The sequence below is a fragment of the Xanthomonas sp. F10 genome (assembly GCF_014206815.1).
Classification (GTDB): domain Bacteria; phylum Pseudomonadota; class Gammaproteobacteria; order Xanthomonadales; family Xanthomonadaceae; genus Xanthomonas_A; species Xanthomonas_A indica.
The window spans coordinates 659600-676803 of the sequence record NZ_JACHNP010000001.1; the positions used below are offsets into that span (position 1 = coordinate 659600).

Annotated in this window: 13 protein-coding genes; 10 read left to right on the plus strand and 3 right to left on the minus strand. The window is 69.2% G+C overall.

All coding sequences use genetic code 11. The features are described from left to right. Window positions 1-58: 58 nt before the first annotated feature. Both FHR56_RS02950 and FHR56_RS02955 read right to left on the minus strand, forming a co-directional pair. A complete protein-coding gene (locus tag FHR56_RS02950) occupies window positions 59-844 on the minus strand; it encodes an ABC transporter permease (RefSeq protein WP_160946103.1) in 786 nt (261 codons plus the stop codon). Next, window positions 841-1743 carry an ABC transporter ATP-binding protein gene (locus FHR56_RS02955; protein WP_160946102.1) on the minus strand — a complete coding sequence of 301 codons (903 nt, stop codon included), beginning with the start codon at window positions 1741-1743 and terminating at the stop codon, window positions 841-843. Before FHR56_RS02955 ends, FHR56_RS02950 begins: the two co-directional genes overlap by 4 nt. A gap of 250 nt (window positions 1744-1993) precedes the next feature. On the opposite strand from FHR56_RS02955, the gene FHR56_RS02960 reads away from it, so the two are divergent. The 10 genes from FHR56_RS02960 to FHR56_RS03005 all read left to right on the plus strand — a co-directional run bounded on the left by FHR56_RS02960 (window position 1994) and on the right by FHR56_RS03005 (window position 16060). Then, on the plus strand, window positions 1994-3238 hold the full coding sequence (locus tag FHR56_RS02960; protein ID WP_160946101.1) for an efflux RND transporter periplasmic adaptor subunit: 1245 nt from the start codon (window positions 1994-1996) through the stop codon (window positions 3236-3238). Between the two features lie 771 nt (window positions 3239-4009). Beyond that, window positions 4010-5374, plus strand: a complete 1365-nt coding sequence (locus tag FHR56_RS02965; protein WP_160945884.1) for an aspartate aminotransferase family protein — start codon at window positions 4010-4012, stop codon at window positions 5372-5374. A 92-nt stretch (window positions 5375-5466) separates the two neighbouring features. Beyond that, entirely contained in the window at window positions 5467-6588 is a 1122-nt protein-coding gene (locus FHR56_RS02970) for a polyamine ABC transporter substrate-binding protein (RefSeq protein ID WP_160945885.1), read from the plus strand. A gap of 552 nt (window positions 6589-7140) precedes the next feature. Further along, on the plus strand, window positions 7141-8409 hold the full coding sequence (locus FHR56_RS02975) for an HlyD family secretion protein (protein ID WP_160945886.1): 1269 nt from the start codon (window positions 7141-7143) through the stop codon (window positions 8407-8409). After that, window positions 8406-9983, plus strand: a complete 1578-nt coding sequence (locus tag FHR56_RS02980) for a DHA2 family efflux MFS transporter permease subunit (RefSeq protein ID WP_160945887.1) — start codon at window positions 8406-8408, stop codon at window positions 9981-9983. The genes FHR56_RS02975 and FHR56_RS02980 overlap by 4 nt, the downstream gene beginning before the upstream one ends. A gap of 7 nt (window positions 9984-9990) precedes the next feature. After that, window positions 9991-11487 carry an efflux transporter outer membrane subunit gene (locus tag FHR56_RS02985; RefSeq protein WP_160945888.1) on the plus strand — a complete coding sequence of 499 codons (1497 nt, stop codon included), beginning with the start codon at window positions 9991-9993 and terminating at the stop codon, window positions 11485-11487. 135 nt (window positions 11488-11622) lie between these two features. Continuing rightward, window positions 11623-12765 carry a polyamine ABC transporter ATP-binding protein gene (potA, locus tag FHR56_RS02990; RefSeq protein ID WP_160945889.1) on the plus strand — a complete coding sequence of 381 codons (1143 nt, stop codon included), beginning with the start codon at window positions 11623-11625 and terminating at the stop codon, window positions 12763-12765. Next, the gene (locus tag FHR56_RS02995; RefSeq protein ID WP_160945890.1) at window positions 12762-13724 is read left to right on the plus strand and encodes an ABC transporter permease subunit; all 963 of its coding nucleotides are present in this window, start codon (window positions 12762-12764) and stop codon (window positions 13722-13724) included. Before potA ends, FHR56_RS02995 begins: the two co-directional genes overlap by 4 nt. Next, window positions 13721-14572 carry an ABC transporter permease subunit gene (locus FHR56_RS03000; protein WP_160945891.1) on the plus strand — a complete coding sequence of 284 codons (852 nt, stop codon included), beginning with the start codon at window positions 13721-13723 and terminating at the stop codon, window positions 14570-14572. Before FHR56_RS02995 ends, FHR56_RS03000 begins: the two co-directional genes overlap by 4 nt. Window positions 14573-14695: 123 nt before the next feature. Then, the gene (locus FHR56_RS03005; protein ID WP_160945892.1) at window positions 14696-16060 is read left to right on the plus strand and encodes an NAD-dependent succinate-semialdehyde dehydrogenase; all 1365 of its coding nucleotides are present in this window, start codon (window positions 14696-14698) and stop codon (window positions 16058-16060) included. A 143-nt stretch (window positions 16061-16203) separates the two neighbouring features. Here FHR56_RS03005 and FHR56_RS03010 read toward each other — a convergent pair whose 3' ends face one another. Further along, complete coding sequence (locus tag FHR56_RS03010) at window positions 16204-17199, minus strand: magnesium and cobalt transport protein CorA (RefSeq protein ID WP_160945893.1); 996 nt, start codon at window positions 17197-17199, stop codon at window positions 16204-16206. Window positions 17200-17204: the final 5 nt, after the last annotated feature.

Here is a 17204-nt window from a genome sequence, read left to right on the forward strand (position 1 = left end):
AGCGAAGGCGCCGGCGCGCGGAACCGCGCGGCGACGCCGGGATGGACGCGGCGTGCCATCAGCCGCGGCGCAGGCGCCGCTGCGCCAGTGCGTAGAACACCACCGTCACCGCCAGCAGTGCGGCGACGTGGCCAGCACTGCCATGGCCGTCGCTCTGCCCGACCACGCGCAGCGCCAGTTGGCCCAGGTGGTAGGACGGCCACAGCGGCGCCAGCGTGGTCAGCCACGCCGGCAGCAACTGCAGCGGGATCCACAGCCCCGACAGGAACGCCATCGGCAGATAGATCAGGTTGACGAGCGCCGGCGCGCCGCTGCCGCCGGCGTAGGTCCCCAGCGCCAGCCCGATCGCGCAGAACGGCAGCGTGCCCAGCACATCGATCAGCAGCAGCCAGAGCCGCTGCCCCGGGGGCAGCATGACCCCGCCGAGCAACCCGGCCAGCACCTGCAGCAACACCCCGATCGCCAGCGCGAATGCCATTGCCAGCGCGGTCCGCGCCAGCAGCAGCGCCATCGGCGGCACCGGCATCGCCCGCTTCAGCGCCAGCAGGCCGCGCTCGCGGTCCAGGGCCAGGCCGACGCCGAAGCCGAACAGCGCCGGCGCCATCACCCCGAACACGCTGTAGCTGGCCATCAGGTACACCGCCGCGTCGTGGCGCCCATGATTGAGCAGCACGCCGAACAGCAGGTAGAACAGCGGCGGGAACAGCAACGTCGGCAAGGCGAACGACGGCGTGCGCAGCCAGCGCAGCACCTCGTAACGGATCTCGCGCAGCAGCAGCGCGAGCTGGTCGCGCAGCGACCAGGCGGCCGGCGGCGAAGCAACAGGAAAATCGCTCGGGTTCATGCGGCCTCCGCACGGGTGAGGGCGAGAAAGGCGTCGGCGAGGCCGGCGCGGCGCACTTCCAGCGCCGTCAGCGCCGGATCGCTGGCGAGCAGCCGCGCCACCACCGGCTCGGCCGGCTCGGCGACCACCTCGAGCACCCCGTCGCGGGTGTCGGCGCGGCGCACCTGCGGCCACTGCGCCACCTGCGCCGCCGGCAACGCGCTGCGGCAGCGGATGGTGCATTGCTCGAAGCGCGCACGCAGGTCGGCGACACTGCCCTCGGCAATCAACGTGCCGCGCTGCAGCACCGCCACCCGATCGGCCAGCGCCTCGGCTTCTTCCAGATAGTGCGTGGTCAGCAGCACCGCACAGCCGTCGGCGACCAGTTCGCGGATCGCCCGCCACAGGCCCTGCCGCGCCTCGATGTCCAGACCGGTGCTGGGCTCATCCAGGAACAGCACCTGCGGCCGCCCGCAGATCGCCATCGCGAACTGCACGCGCCGCTGCTGGCCGCCGGACAGCTGGCCGTAGCGGCACGCCATCAGTCCTTCCAACCCGGCCAGCGCCACGCAATCGGCGACGCTGCGCGGGCGCGGGTAGTAACCGCGCGCCTGCAGCAGCAGTTCGCCCACGCGCAGCGTCTCCGGCAGCCCGGCGGTCTGCAGCATCGCCCCGGCCTGGCGGCGCGCCGCCAGCGAGCGCGGCTCCCGCCCGCACAGGCGCACACTACCGCCATCGGGCGTCTGCAGCCCGAGCAGCAGGCCCACCGCGGTGCTCTTGCCGGCGCCGTTGGCGCCCAGCAGCGCCAGCAACTGGCCGCGGTGCAACTGCAGGTCGACGCCATCGAGCGCGACCAGCGCGCCGTAGCGCTTGTGGACGCCGCTGAGCTGCGCCAGCGGCAACGCATCGTGGTCGGGCATGGGACACTCCGGTGGTGGCAGGGAGTGCCTAGGCTGCGCCGCGGCGGGGACGCGGCCCAGTGCGGCGCGTCAACTGCATCGAATGACATCTGTCACTGGCAGCCCCGGCACGATTGCCGCATGCTGCGGGCCACGCCGAGGGGCGGCGTTCTCCCGCTACAGCGCACCGCAGAAAGTGACTTCCGGCCATGCCCACGGCGGCCCGGGACTCGCACACTGCAGCGCGCCGACCGTTTCGTTCAAGGACACGATGAGTACTTCCTCCGACCTGCTCAAGGAACTCCGTATCGACCGCAAGGCGCCGCCGAGCGAGCCGCCGTCGCGGCGCGGGCTGTGGATCGCCGTGCTGCTGGTGGTGCTGCTCGCCCTCGGCGCCGGCGCCTGGCTGCTGTTCGGCCGCAGCAAGCCGCTGGAGGTGCGCACCGCCGCGGTGGTGGCGATCGCCCCCGGCAGCAGCAGTGCCTCGGTGCTGGACGCCAGCGGCTACGTGGTGGCGCGGCGCATGGCCACGGTCTCGGCCAAGATCACCGGCAAGGTCCGCGAGGTGCGCATCGAGGAAGGCATGCGCGTGGAGGAAGGCCAGGTGATGGCGACACTGGACCCGATCGACGCCAACGCGCAGCGGGTGCTGTCGGCCTCGCAACTGGACGCGGCGCGCAGCCTGGTGGCCAACATGCAGGCGCAGGTACGCCAGGCCGACGCCGACGCGCAGCGGCTGCAGACCCTGGCAGGCCAGCAACTGGTCTCGCGTTCGCAGTACGAGCAGGCGGTGGCGCAGCGCGATGCCCTGCGTGCGCAGTTGCAGAATGCGCAGCGCAACGTGGCGGTGGCCGGCAACCAGTTGTCGATCTCCGATCTCAACGTCGACAACACCATCGTGCGCGCGCCGTTCTCCGGCGTGGTCACCGCCAAGGCGGCGCAGCCGGGCGAGATCGTCTCGCCGCTGTCGGCCGGCGGCGGCTTCACCCGCACCGGCATCGGCACCATCGTCGACATGGATTCGCTGGAAATCGAGGTCGAGGTGGGCGAGTCCTACATCGGCCGGGTCAAGCCAGGCATGCCGGTGGAAGCGGTGCTCAACGCGTATCCGGACTGGAAGATCCCGGCCGAGGTGATCGCGATCATCCCCTCCGCTGACCGCGGCAAGGCCACGGTGAAGGTGCGGGTGGCGCTGAAGCAGAAGGACGCGCGGATCGTGCCGGAGATGGGCGTACGGGTCAGTTTCCTGGAGGCGCCGCAGCCGCAGGCGCAACACACGCCGCAGGGCGTGCGGGTGCCGGGCGCGGCGATCGTCAAGCGCGCAGGCCAGGACGTGGCGTTCGCGGTGAAGGAGGACAACACGGTCGAGCAGCGCGCGCTGAAGACCGGCATCGCCCTGGGCGACGACCGCCAGGTACTGTCCGGCCTGGCCGCCGGCGACACGGTGGTGCTGGATCCGCCAGAGGCCTTGCATGCCGGCATGAAGGTGAAGACGGCGGAGGCCGCGGCGCAGTAATGCGACGTCGTCTCACCGAAGGTTTCCCGATGTTCCAACCGCGTCCATACCGCAACCGCAATACATAGCGTTCGCTGTCGCTGTTTTGCTTTTGCTTTTGCTGTTGCGCCGTTGCTTTTGCTTCTGCTTTACCCGGGCCCCCTCGGCGCGGCAGCCACGGCGGGGAAAAACCCGAAGGGCGGCGTACATGGATGTACGCCGTTCGCGGCAGGGGCAGGATGCCCCTTCCGCGAATCCCCGTCGTGGCTGCGAACCCGGAGCGCGAAGCGCGGAGGGCGCGCTGCGGGGTGTGCTTTCTTTTGGTTACTTTTCTTTGCACAAGCAAAGAAAAGTGACCCGCGTTAGCGGAAGCTGTTGCTCTTGCTTCAAGCGTTTAAAGCTTTAGAGCTTTAACAGCAAAAGCATCAGCAACGGCAAAGGCTTTCGCCCTTGCGGGCGAGTTACTTTTCTTTGCTCGCGCAAAGAAAAGGTAACCAAAAGAAAGCGCGCCCTGCCTCGCGCCCTCCGCGCTAACGCGCTCCGGGTCCGCGTCCGTGCCGGGGATTCGCGGAAGGGGCATCCTGCCCCTGCCGCGAACGGCGCACGTCCATGTGCGCCGCCCCTTCGGGGTTTTTCCCCGGCACGGCCGCCGCTTCGGAAGGGAACCCGGTAAGGCAACAGCAACAGCAACAGCAAGAGCAACAGCAACAGCAAGAGCAACAGCAAGATGCACGGCGACAGCACAGCAGTACTTGCCGCTGCGGCGGCTTGGGTAACAACCTTGGAGTGGACATGGACCCGATCGACACGCGCGCCCTGCAGGACCTGGATGCCGCGCACCACCTGCACCCGTTCAACGACAACGGCGCCCTGGCGCAGAAAGGCACCCGCATCCTCACCCGCGGCGACGGCGCCTACGTCTGGGACGCCGAAGGCAACCAACTGCTCGACGCCTTCGCCGGCCTGTGGTGCGTCAACGTCGGTTACGGGCGCAAGGAACTTGGCCAGGCCGCCGCGCGGCAGATGGAGCAACTGGCGTACTACAACAGCTTCTTCCAGTGCACCACCGAACCCACCATCCGCCTGGCAGCCAAGCTCGCCGAACTGGCGCCCGGCGACCTCGACCATGCCTTCTTCACCAACTCCGGCTCCGAGGCCAACGACACCATCCTGCGCCTGGTGCGGCACTTCTGGGCTGTGCAGGACCAGCCGCAGAAGAGCATCTTCATCGGCCGCCACGACGGCTACCACGGCACCACCATGGCCGGTGCCAGCCTCGGCGGGATGAAGGGCATGCACCGCCAGGGCGGATTGCCGATCCCCGACATCCACCACATCGATCCGCCGTACTGGTTCGGCGACGGCGGCGACCTGGACCCCGAGGAGTACGGGCTGCTGGCCGCGCGCAGGCTGGAGGACAAGATCCTGGAACTGGGGCCGGAGCGGGTGGCCGCGTTCATCGGCGAACCGATCATGGGCGCGATCGGCGTGTACATTCCGCCGCGCAGCTACTGGCCGGAGATCGAGCGCATCTGCCGCCGCTACGACGTGTTGCTGGTCGCCGACGAGGTGATCTGCGGCTTCGGCCGCACCGGCGAATGGTTCGGGGCGCAACACTTCGGCTTCCAGCCGGACGTGATGACCATCGCCAAGGGCATCACCTCCGGCTACATCCCGCTCGGGGCGGCGATGTTCGGCACGCGCGTGGCCACGGTGCTGAAGGAGCAGGGCGGCGAACTGGCGCACGGCTGCACCTATTCCGGCCATCCGGTGTGCGCGGCGGTGGCGCTGGAGAATCTGCGCCTGCTGCGGGACGAGGGCATCGTCGAACGCGCGCGCAGCGAGATCGCGCCGTACCTGGCGCAGCGCTGGGCCGAGCTGGGCGAGCATCGGCTGGTCGGCGAGGCGCGCATCGTCGGCATGATCGGCGCGCTCGAACTGGTGCCGGACAAGCCGCGTCGGCACTCCTTCCCCGAGCGTGGCAAGGTCGGCGCGCTGTGCCGCGACAACGCGCTGCGCCGCGGCCTGATCCTGCGCGCCACCAACGACGCGATGCTGCTGTCGCCGCCGCTGATCCTCAGCCGCGCCCAGGTCGACGAACTGTTCGACAAGGCCTGGCTGGCGCTGGAGGACACGGCGCAGGCCCTGGGCAAATAGCCCGGCGCTGGGTAGTCTGGAGCGTCTACCCCGGATCCGGCACGCGGCGCGGATCCTTCCCACTCTTGCCCATGGACCTGCGGAGACCTGCCATGACCTTGCGACTGCTCACTCTATCCCTGGCCACGGCGCTGCTCGCCGGCTGCGGCGGTTCCGGCAGCGACGCGGACAAGGCGGGGCAGGGCGAGGCGAAGGTGCTCAACGTGTACAACTACTCGGACTACATCGCCGAGAACACGATTCCCGAGTTCGAGAAGCAGACCGGGATCAAGGTCACCTACGATGTCTTCGACAGCGACGAGATGGTGGAGACCAAGCTGCTGGCCGGCGGCAGCGGCTACGACGTGGTGGTGCCGACGCTGAACTTCTTCGGCCGGCAGATCCAGGCGGGCGTGTTCCTGCCGCTGGACAAGAGCAAGATCCCGAACCTGGCCAATCTCGATCCGCAGATCATGCAGCGCATCGCGCAGCAGGATCCGGGCAACAAGTACGGCGTGCCGTACATGGTCGGCACCACCGGCATCGGCTACAACGTGGACAAGGTCAAGGCCGCGTTCGGCAGCACCGACATCGCCAACAGCTGGGATCTGGTGTTCAAGCCGGAGAACCTGGCCAAGCTCAAGGACTGCGGCGTGACCCTGCTGGACACGCCCTCGGACCTGATCCCGATCGCGCTGCATTACCTGGGCGAGGATCCGCACAGCACCGACCAGGCCAAGATCGAGCAGGCCGCGGCGCTGATCAAGCGCATCCGCCCGTACGTGCAGAACTTCCACTCCTCGCAGTACGTGACCTCGCTGGCCAACGGCAGCACCTGCCTGGCGGTGGGCTGGTCCGGCGACATCATCCAGGCGCGCGACCGCGCCGAGGAAGCCAAGAACGGCGTGCACGTGGCCTATTCGATTCCCAAGGAAGGCGCGCCGCAGTGGTTCGACATGCTGGCCATCCCCAAGGACGCCAAGCACCCGGACAACGCCTACGCGTTCATCAACTATCTGCTGACGCCGAAGGTGGCTGCGGCCAATACCGACTTCATCCACTACGCCAACCCGGTGCCGCAGGCGACCCCGCTGGTGGACGCGGCGATCCGCAACGACCCGACCATCTATCCGCCGCCGGAAGTGGCCGCGAAGATGTTCACCTACTCGATCAACCCACCCGAGGTGGACAAGCTGTATACCCGCCTGTGGACCGAGATCAAGACCGGTCGTTGAGCCGCAGGCCTCAGGGGGCCGGGTAACGTCTCGGTGTTGACGTGGGCAAGCAGCGCGCTTGCCCAAACCGGCCATGCCAAGCACCAGCACCGTTGTGGGAGGGGTTTCAGTCCCGACGCGATGCTGACTGGGACGCATCGCGTCGTCGCCCGTCGCGGCTGAAGCCGCTCCTACAGCTGTTGTTGGTGCACGCAGATACCACGCCGGCAAGCGCGCCCGGCCGGTATCGGCCAGGGCAAGTCCGCTCCCGTAGGAGCGGCTTCAGCCGCGACCGGCCTTCCCGATAGCGCCTCGTCGCGCGGTTGAAGGCCGCCCCGCACATGGGTTCCAGCGGGATGACAGGCCCGGAAACCATTGGCGCGAAGCAAGCGGCCGGGTGGCGCGCTGCACACCGTCCGCAATCGCGCAGACGCCCAGAGCCCGCCTGCCACCCGATGCTCACACACCCTGTACCCACCGGTACAAATAATGCGCCGATGCGGCGTACGCTACCGTCTGGTGGCCCGCCGTCCCGACCCGGCGACGTTCTTCCTCTCCCCAGGAATCAGCGACTTGAGCAACCACGACCCAGACTCCTCGCAGGCGCCGCGGCAGGCCGCCGCGCACGACGCCCATGACGACCAGGGCCAGGCCGGCAAGCGCCGGGATGACGCGCGCCGGGACGGCGCGGGCGGCGACGACACCGGCAAGTCCGATACCCCATCGCCGCTGAAGAACCCCAAGGTCAAATGGACCCTGCTGCTGATCGGCTTGGTGGTGGTGATCGGCCTGCTGGTGTGGCTGATCTACTACCTCACCACCGGCCGCTACCTGCAGGAGACCAACAACGCCTATCTGCAGGCCGACACCGTGGCGGTGGCGCCGCGGGTCAACGGCTACGTGACCGCGGTGTACGTGCGCGACAACCAGACCGTCGCCGCCGGGCAGCCGCTGCTGGAGATCGACCCGCGCACCTACCGCGCCACCCTGGAACAGGCGCAGGCCGCCATCGCGGTGCGCCAGGCCGACATCGCCGCCGCCGAGGCCGGGTTGCAGGCGCAGCGCGCCAGCCTGCTGCAGGCGCGCACCCAGGTGACCGCGGCCGCCGCCAGCCTGCGCTTCGCCCAGGGCGAGGCCAAGCGCTTCGGGCCGCTGGCCGCGTCCGGCGCCGATACCCACGAACACTACGAAAGCATCCTCCACGACCGCGACCGCGCGCAGGCGCAGTTCGACGCGGCCAAGGCCCAGGTGGTCGCCGCCGAGAGCCAGGTGCAGGGCACCAGCGCCCAGCTCGACCAGGCGCGGGCCGCGTTGGTGCAGGCGCAGGCCGATGCCGCGCAGGCGGAAGTGGCGGTGGAGGACACCCGCCTGACCGCGCGCATCGCCGGCCGCATCGGCGACAAGACCGTGCAGGTCGGCCAGTTCGTCGCGGCCGGCACCAGGCTGATGAGCGTGGTGCCGGTGGAGGCGCTGTACCTGAGCGCCAACTTCAAGGAAACCCAGGTCGGGCTGATGCGGCCGGGGCAGCCGGCGCGGATCGAGGTCGATGCGCTGTCCGGCGTGGAACTGGACGGCGTGGTCGAAAGCATCGCGCCCGGCACCGGTTCGCAGTTCGCGCTGCTGCCGCCGGAGAACGCCACCGGCAACTTCACCAAGGTGGTGCAGCGGGTGCCGGTGCGGATCCGCATCAAGGCCGGCGCCGAGGCGCGCAAGGTGCTGGTGCCGGGCATGTCGGTCACGGTGACGGTGGATACGCGCAGTGCCAAGGACGCCAAGGAGCGCGTGGAGGAGGAGGACGCGCAGGGCCAGGATGCGGTCGCCCCGCGCGGGCGCAACCCGTGAGCGAAGCGGCCGCGGCGGCCGGCGCGCAGGCGCCGCAGAAGGCCGACATCGGCGCCTGGCTGGCCGTGGCCGCCGGCACCATCGGCTCGTTCATGGCGACGCTGGACATCTCCATCGTCAACGCCGCGCTGCCGACCATCCAGGGCGAGGTCGGCGCCAGCGGCACCGAGGGCACCTGGATCTCGACCTCCTACCTGGTCGCCGAGATCGTGATGATCCCGCTGACCGGCTGGTTCGTGCGCACCCTCGGGCTGCGCAACTTCCTGCTGATCTGCGCGCTGCTGTTCACCTTCTTCTCGGTGGTGTGCGGGCTGTCCAACAGCCTGACCATCATGATCCTGGGCCGCGTCGGCCAGGGCTTTGCCGGCGGCGCGCTGATCCCCACGGCGCTGACCATCGTCGCAACGCGCCTGCCGCCGGCGCAGCAGACCCTGGGCACGGCGCTGTTCGGCATGACCGTGATCCTGGGCCCGGTGATCGGGCCGCTGCTGGGCGGCTGGCTCACCGAGAACGTGAGCTGGCATTACGCCTTCTTCCTCAACGTGCCGGTCTGCGCCGGCCTGGTGGCGCTGCTGCTGCTCGGGCTGCCGCACGAGCGCATGTACCTGCGCGGCCTGCTCGACGCGGACTGGCTCGGCATCTTCGGCCTGACCGCCGGGCTGGGCGCCTTGACCGTGGTGCTGGAGGAAGGCCAGCGCGAGCGCTGGTTCGAGTCCACCGAGATCGTGCTGCTGAGCGTGGTCTCGTTGGTCGGCTTCATCGCCCTGGTGGCCTCGCAATTCCTCAGCCGGCAGCCGGTGATCCGCCTGTCGATCCTGCTGCAGCGCAGTTTCGGCGCGGTGTTCGTGATGGTGATGGCGGTGGGCATGATCCTGTTCGGGGTCATGTACATGATCCCGCAGTTCCTGGCGGTGATCTCCGGCTACAACACCGAACAGTCCGGCTACGTGGTGCTGCTGTCGGGCATTCCCACGGTGCTGCTGATGCCGATGATGCCCAAGCTGCTGACCACGGTGGACGTGCGTGTGCTGGTGCTGGGCGGGTTGAGCTGCTTCGCCGCGGCCTGCTTCGTCAACATGCATTTGACCGCCGAGTCGGTGGGCATGCATTTCGTCGCCGGGCAGCTGCTGCAGGGCTGCGGGCTGGCGCTGGCGATGATGTCGCTCAACCAGGCGGCGATCTCCTCGGTACCGGCGGACCTGGCCGGCGATGCGTCCGGCCTGTTCAACGCCGCGCGCAACATGGGCGGCTCGATCGGGCTGGCGCTGATCTCCACCTTCCAGGAGCGGCGCATGGTGTTCCACACGCAGATGCTCGGCAGCGGCACCACCGCCAATTCGCCGTTGGCGCAGGACTACCTGCACGGCATCGCCGCGCAGCTGCAGTCGGCCTCCGGCGCCGGCGCGGCGATGCAGTCGCTGGCGCAACTGGCGCGGCTGGTGCAGCAGCAGGCGCTGGTGATGACCTACAACGACCTGTTCTGGATCTTCGGGGTGATCGTGGTCTGCACGATCCCGCTGGCGTTCCTGCTCAAGCCGCTGCCCAAGGGCGGCGCTCCGCTCGCGATGCATTGAGGATTCCATGGCCCAGCGTTTCTCCCGCGTTCTCGTCGCCGCCGCGCTGCCGTCGCTGCTGTCGGCCTGCATGCTCGGCCCGGACTACGTGAAACCGCCACCGGTGGCCGAGGCGGCGCTGGCGCAGCCGCGGCTGCATCGCGCCGATGCCACGGCCGCCGCCGCCGGCGTCGTGCCGGCGCCGCCGCCGCAGCGCTGGTGGGAGACCCTGCACGACCCGCAGCTGAGCATGCTGGTCGAGCAGGCGCTGCAGCACAGCCCCAACCTGCGGGTGGCGCAGGCGCGCCTGCGTGCCTCGCGCGCGCTGGTCGACCAGCGCCACGCCGAGCAGTTGCCCAGCGTCGGTGCCAACGCGGCCTACCTCAACGCGCGCGCGCCGGATGCGCTGACCGACCGCCTGGGCAGCATCGCTGCCGGCACCGGCCAGCCGGTGGAGATCGATCCGCGCATGCAGCTCTACAGCGTCGGCATCGATGCCAGCTGGGAACTGGATTTCTTCGGCCGCCGCCGCCGCGCCAGCGAAGGCGCGCTGGCCGACGCCCAGGCCGACGAGGCCGACCTTGCCGATACCCAGGTACAGATCGCCGCCGAAGTGGGGCAGGCCTACCTGGGCTACCGCAGCACCCGTGCGCGCATGGTCGTGGCCCAGCGCAACCTGGAGGCCGCCCGGCAGACCCTGCAACTGACCCGCCAGCGCCGCGAGCGCGGCGCCGACGCCGACCTTCAGGTGGAACGCGCGCAGGCGCAGTTGCAGCAGCAGGAAGCGGTGCTGCCGGATCTGCAGGCGCAGGCGCAGGTGGCGCTGGACCAACTGGCGTTGATGATCGGCCGCGAGCCGGGCGCGCTCGATGCCGAACTGGCCGCGGACCGGCCGTTGCCGACGCTGCCGGCGACGGTGCCGGTGGACGATGCCGGCGCGCTGATCCGCCGGCGCCCGGACGTGCGCCGCGCCGAGCGCCAGCTGGCCGCCTCGTCGGCGCAGATCGGCGAAGCGCTGAGCGCGTATTTCCCGCAAGTGCGGCTGCTCGGCAACATCGGCATGGCCGCCACCTCGCCGGGCGATCTCGGCCGCGATGCGGTCAACAGCGTGGTGGCGCCGTTCCTGCAATGGTCGATTTTCGACTTCGGCGCCACCCGCGCCAAGGTCGAGCAGGCCCGCGCCGGCAACGATGCGCGCCTGGCCGCCTACGAGGGCACGGTGCTGGCCGCACTGCAGGACGCCAACGGCGCGCTGGCGCGGTTCGGCGCCGCGCGCCAGCAGGCGCTGGCGGCGGACAAGGCCGCGGCGTCGGCGGATCGTTCCGCCGCGTTGCTGCAGCAGCGCTATGCCGCCGGCGCGTCGTCGCTGATCGATGCGCTGGACGTGCAGCGCCAGCAGGCCTCGGCCCAGGACAGCGCGCTGCAGGCGCATACCCAGGTGCTGCTGCGCTACGTCGCGTTGCAGAAGAGCCTGGGCCTGGGCTGGGCGGCACCAGAGGCACCGGCGCCGACCACGACGCAGTAGGCGCGCACCGCTTTTGCGAATCCCCAATCCCGACTCCCGAATCCCACGCCGTCACAGCTACACTGAAGATCACCGCGCCGCGGTCGCCGCTGCATCGGCGCTCCGCACGACGGCGTGCTTCACGGGGAATCACCGATGGCGTTGAGCGAAGCGAGAACCGACCATCTGCCGGCGCAGCCGCCGGCCAAGGGGGCCGGCTATGTGTCCATCGCCGGGCTACGCAAGGAGTTCGACGGGTTCGTCGCGCTGGACGACATCGACCTGGACATCGGCCAGGGCGAGATCTTCGCGCTGCTCGGTGGCTCCGGCAGCGGCAAGTCGACGCTGCTGCGCTGCCTGGGCGGGTTCGAGCAGCCCAGTCGCGGTCGCATCGTGCTCGACGGCGAGCCGCTGGATGGGCTGCCGCCGTACCGGCGCCCGCTCAACATGATGTTCCAGTCCTATGCGCTGTTCCCGCACATGAGCGTGGAGCAGAACATCGCCTTCGGCCTCAAGCAGGACGGGCTGTCGCGCAGCGCCATCGCCAGCCGCGTCGGCGAGATGCTGGAGCTGGTGCGGCTGGGCACGCTCGGCAAGCGCAAGCCGCATCAACTCTCCGGCGGCCAGCAGCAACGCGTGGCGCTGGCGCGCTCGCTGGCCAAGCGGCCCAAGCTGCTGCTGCTGGACGAGCCGATGGGCGCACTGGACAAGAAGCTGCGCTCGCAGATGCAGCTGGAACTGGTGTCCATCATCGAGACCTCGGGGGTGACCTGCGTGATGGTCACCCACGACCAGGAGGAGGCGATGACCATGGCCACGCGCATCGCGCTGATGGAGCAGGGCCGCATCCGCCAGGTCGGCACGCCGGGCGACATCTACGAGTCGCCGAACAGCCGCTTCGCCGCCGAGTTCATCGGCTCGGTGAACATGTTCGAGGGCCGGATCGACCAGGACCACCCCGACCACGTGACCGTGCTGTGCCCGCAGTTCCCGGTGCCGATCTACATCAGTCACGGCATCACCGGCGTGGAAGGGCAGGAGGTGGCGTTCGCGGTGCGCCCGGAAAAGGTCTGGATCACCAAGGGCGAACCCGAGCAGACCTACAACAAGGCGCGTGGCACCATCGAGGACATCGCCTATTTCGGCAGCCACTCGATCTTCCATGTGCGCCTGCCCAGCGGCATCCGCGTGCAATCCAACTTCGCCAACCAGAAGCGCTGGGACAGCGAAGGCATGACCTGGGGCGACGCGGTGTGGGTGTCGTGGGACGACAACGACGGCGTGGTGCTGACCGCATGAGCGCGCCCGTCGTCCCGGTGCCGCCGGAACCGACGCCGCGGCTGCGCCTGCCGCAACGCGTGCGCCTGGGCTCGCTGCCGGCGCTGCGCTGGCTGGTGATCGCCGCGCCGTACCTGTGGCTGCTGCTGTTCTTCGCGATCCCGTTCCTGATCGTGCTGCGCATCTCCTTCGCCGAGCAGGCGATCCGCAGCCCGCCGTACAGCGAGCTGCTGGAGATCCGCGATGGCGCGCTGACGCTGAAGCTGACCCTGCAGAACTACCTGGCGCTGCTGCGCGACCACCAGTACATCGAGGCCTACTGGGGCTCGATCAAGATCGCCGGCATCTCCACCGCGCTGACCCTGCTGATCGGCTATCCGATGGCCTACGCGATCGCGCGGCTGTCGCCGTCGGCGCGCAACATCGCGATGATGCTGGTGGTGCTGCCGTCGTGGACCTCGTTCCTGATCCGCGTCTACGCCTGGATCGGCATCCTCGACAGCAACGGCGTGCTCAACCGGGCGCTGCTGGCGCTGGGCCTGATCGATGCGCCGCTGCACATCCTCTACACCCCGGTCGCCGCCTACATCGGCATCGTCTACTGCTACCTGCCGTTCATGGTGCTGCCGCTGTACGCGACCCTGGTCAAGCTCGACCAGCGCCTGCTCGAGGCCGCCTACGATCTGGGCGCGCCGCCGTGGAAGGCGTTCCTGACCGTGACCCTGCCGCTGTCGCGGCCGGGCATCGTCGCCGGCTGCATGCTGGTGATGATCCCGGCGGTGGGAGAGTTCGTGATCCCGGAAATGCTCGGCGGCCCGGACACGCTGATGATCGGCCGGGTGCTGTGGGGCGAATTCTTCAACAACCGCGACTGGCCGACCGCTTCGGCGGTGGCGATCGCCATGCTGGCGCTGCTGATGGTGCCGATCCTGATCTTCAACCGCTACCAGCAGCGTCAGCTCGAAGGCGGGCAGGCATGAGCGGCGTGCGCGGCGGCATGGGCACGGTGCTGCGCTGGACGGTGCTGGGCGCCGGCTTCGCCTTCCTGTACCTGCCGATCCTGCTGTTGATGGTGTATTCGTTCAACGCCTCCAAGCTGGCGACGGTGTGGGCCGGCTTCTCCACCAAGTGGTACGGCGAACTGCTGCGCGACCGGCAGATCCTGCAGGCGGCGTGGATCAGCCTGAAGGTGGCGTTCTGGACCGCGACCGCGTCGATGGTGCTCGGCACGCTGGCGGCGATGGCGATGACCCGCTTCCGCCGCTTTCCCAGCAAGAGCCTGTTCGGCGCGCTGGTGACCGCGCCGCTGGTGATGCCGGAGGTGATCATCGGCCTGTCGATCATGATGATGCTGGTGTCGATGGGCGGCGTGCTCGGCATCCCGCCCAAGGGCGTGGTGGCGATCTGGGCGGCGCATGTCACCTTCACCCTGTCCTTCGTCACCGTGGTGGTGTCCTCGCGCCTGCAGGAACTGGATCGCTCGCTGGAAGAGGCGGCGATGGACCTGGGCGCCAACCGGCTCAAGGTGTTCTTCCTGATCACCGTGCCGATCATCGCGCCGGCGCTGGTGTCGGGCTGGTTGCTGGCGTTCACCCTGTCGCTGGACGACGTGGTGATCGCCAACTTCGTCGCCGGCCCGGATTCGACCACGCTGCCGATGACCGTGTTCTCGTCGGTGCGCATGGGCCTGAAGCCCAAGATCAACGCACTGGCCACGCTGATGGTGCTGGCGGTGTCGATCGCCGCTGTCATCGGCTGGTGGCTGATGGCGCGCAGCGAGAAGCGGCGCCAGCGCGATCTCCAATTGGCGCAGCAGCAGGTGGGTTAGGGCATTGCCTTGCTCCTACGGACATGGCGGAACACTGTGAGCCATCGCGCTCGACGGCATCGCCACGCTGCCGCAACCTCCACCGCGCTAGGCTGGCCGGACATTTTTCCAGGAGTCCGCGCGATGCCTTACGACACCGTCAATCCGGCCACCGGCCAGGTCGAATACAGTCTCGAACTGATGGATGCCGCTGCCGTGGAACAGCGCCTGGCCGCCGCCGCGCAGGCATTCCCGGGCTGGGCGGCGACGCCGCTGGAGCAGCGTGGCGCGCTGGTGCGCAAGGTCGGCGCGCAGTTGCGCGAACAGCGCGACGCGATCCAGCGGGTGATGACCGCGGAAATGGGCAAGCTGCGCAAGGAAGCCCTGGCCGAACTCGACAAGTGCGCCGCGGCCTGCGACTACTACGCCGAGCATGCGGCCGAGTACCTGCGCGAGCAGCCGGTGGCCACCGACGCGCAGCGCAGCTACGTGCGCTACGAACCGCTGGGCTGCGTGCTGGCGGTGATGCCGTGGAACTTCCCGATCTGGCAGGTATTCCGCTTCCTGGCGCCGGCGCTGATGGCCGGCAACGTCGCCCTGCTCAAGCACGCCAGCAACGTGCCGCGCTGCGCCGACGCGATTCGCAAGGTGCTGGCCGACGCCGGCCTGCCGGCCGGCGTGTTCGACGTGCTGCACATCGACAACGACCAGGCCGCAGAGGTACTGCGCGATGCGCGCGTGGCCGCGGTGACCCTGACCGGCAGCGAGCGTGCCGGCCGTTCCATCGCCGCCAACGCCGGTGGGCAGTTGAAGAAGTGCGTGATGGAACTGGGCGGCAGCGATGCCTTCGTGGTGCTGGACGACGCCGACCTGGACGCCACCGTGACCGCGGCGGTGAAGTCGCGCTTCGACAACGCCGGGCAGACTTGCATCGCGGCCAAGCGCTTCGTGGTGGTGGAGGCGATCGCCGATGAGTTCGTGCGCCGCTTCGTTGCCGCCGCCGCCGAGCGGCGCCTCGGCGATCCGCAAGACGAGGCGACCACGCTGGCACCGATGGCGCGCCAGGACCTGCGCGACGAACTGCACAAGCAGGTGCAGGCCAGCATCGCCAAGGGCGCCAAGCCGCTGCTGGGGTGCGAACCCGAGCGTGGCAGCCACGCCGGTTACCCGGCGTCGATCCTCGACCACGTGGCGGCAGGCATGCCGGCCTACGACGAGGAACTGTTCGGGCCGGTCGCGGCGATCCTGCGCGTGGCCGACGAGGCGGAGGCCGTGCGCGTGGCCAACGACACCACCTTCGGCCTCGGCGGCAGCGTGTGGACCGCCGACCGCGCCCGCGGCGAACGCGTGGCCTGCCAACTCGAATGCGGCGCCGCCTTCGTCAACGCCATCGTCAAGAGCGACGTGCGCCTCCCGTTCGGCGGCATCAAGCGCTCCGGCTTCGGACGCGAACTGGCCGAGCACGGCATCCACGAGTTCATGAACATCAAATCGGTGTATGTGGCTTGAGGGCGGGGATTCGGGAGTTGGGATTGGGGATTCGCAAATGCGGATCCCCTCCGCTGATGCATCCCTTGCAACCCAGGCGTTAAACCGTCAGGCGCAGCGCACCGCTTCAACGAATCCCCACTTCCCACTCCCCAATCCTGGCTTCACAGCCATCTTGCCCGCTTGAACGCCACATACAGCGCCACACACACCGCGGCGACACCGCCGACCATCAGCGGGTAGGCCCACGGCCAGTCCAGTTCCGGCATCTGCTTGAAGTTCATGCCGTACCAACTGGTGATCAGGGTCGGGGCGGCGAGCAGGGCAGCCCAGGCGCCGAGGCGCTTGACCGTCTCGCCTTGCGCCAGGGTGACCAGCGACAGGTTCACGCTCAGCGCGGTGCCGAGCATCTCGCGCAGGGTGTCGATGGCGTCGTTGGTGCGCACCGCGTGGTCGAGCACGTCGCGCACGTACAGCCGCACTTCCTCGGCGATCAGCGGGCCGGGGTGGCGCTTGAGGTGCGCCAGCACGTCCTGCAGCGGCGCCACGCCCAGGCGCATCTGGTTGAGCTCGCGCTTGAGTTCGTACAGCCGGATCGCGGTGTCGCGGCGGTACGCCTCGGCGAAGATGTCGGCCTCCAGCCGCTCCAGGCTCTGCCGGAAGGCGTCCAGGATCGGCTGGTAGTTGTCCACCACGTAGTCCAGCACCGCGTACAGCGCGTACGACGGGCCCAGTTGCATCAGCGAGGCCTCGCGTTCCAGCCGCTCGCGCACCGGCGCATAGGGCAGCGAGGCGCCGTGGCGCACGGTCAGCAGGAAGCGCTCGCCGAGGAAGGCGTGGGTCTCGCCATAGACGATGCGCTCGTCGATCACCTGCGCGGTGTGCACCGCCAGGAACAGCGAATTGCCGAAGGCCTCGACCTTGGGCCGCTGGTGCGCCTTGCGGGTGTCCTCGATCGCCAGTTCGTGCAGTTGGAATTCTTCCTTGAGCTGCTGCAGCACCGCGTCGCCGGGCTCGTACATGCCGACCCAGACAAAGCCGTCGTCGTGGCCGGCCAGCACGTCGCTGATCTGCTCCAGGGCGATGTCGTGGCGACGGCCGTGGCCGTCGTAGTGCACGCAGTTGATGACGCAGGCGGGATTGGCGGGCGCGGAGGCCATGGCGG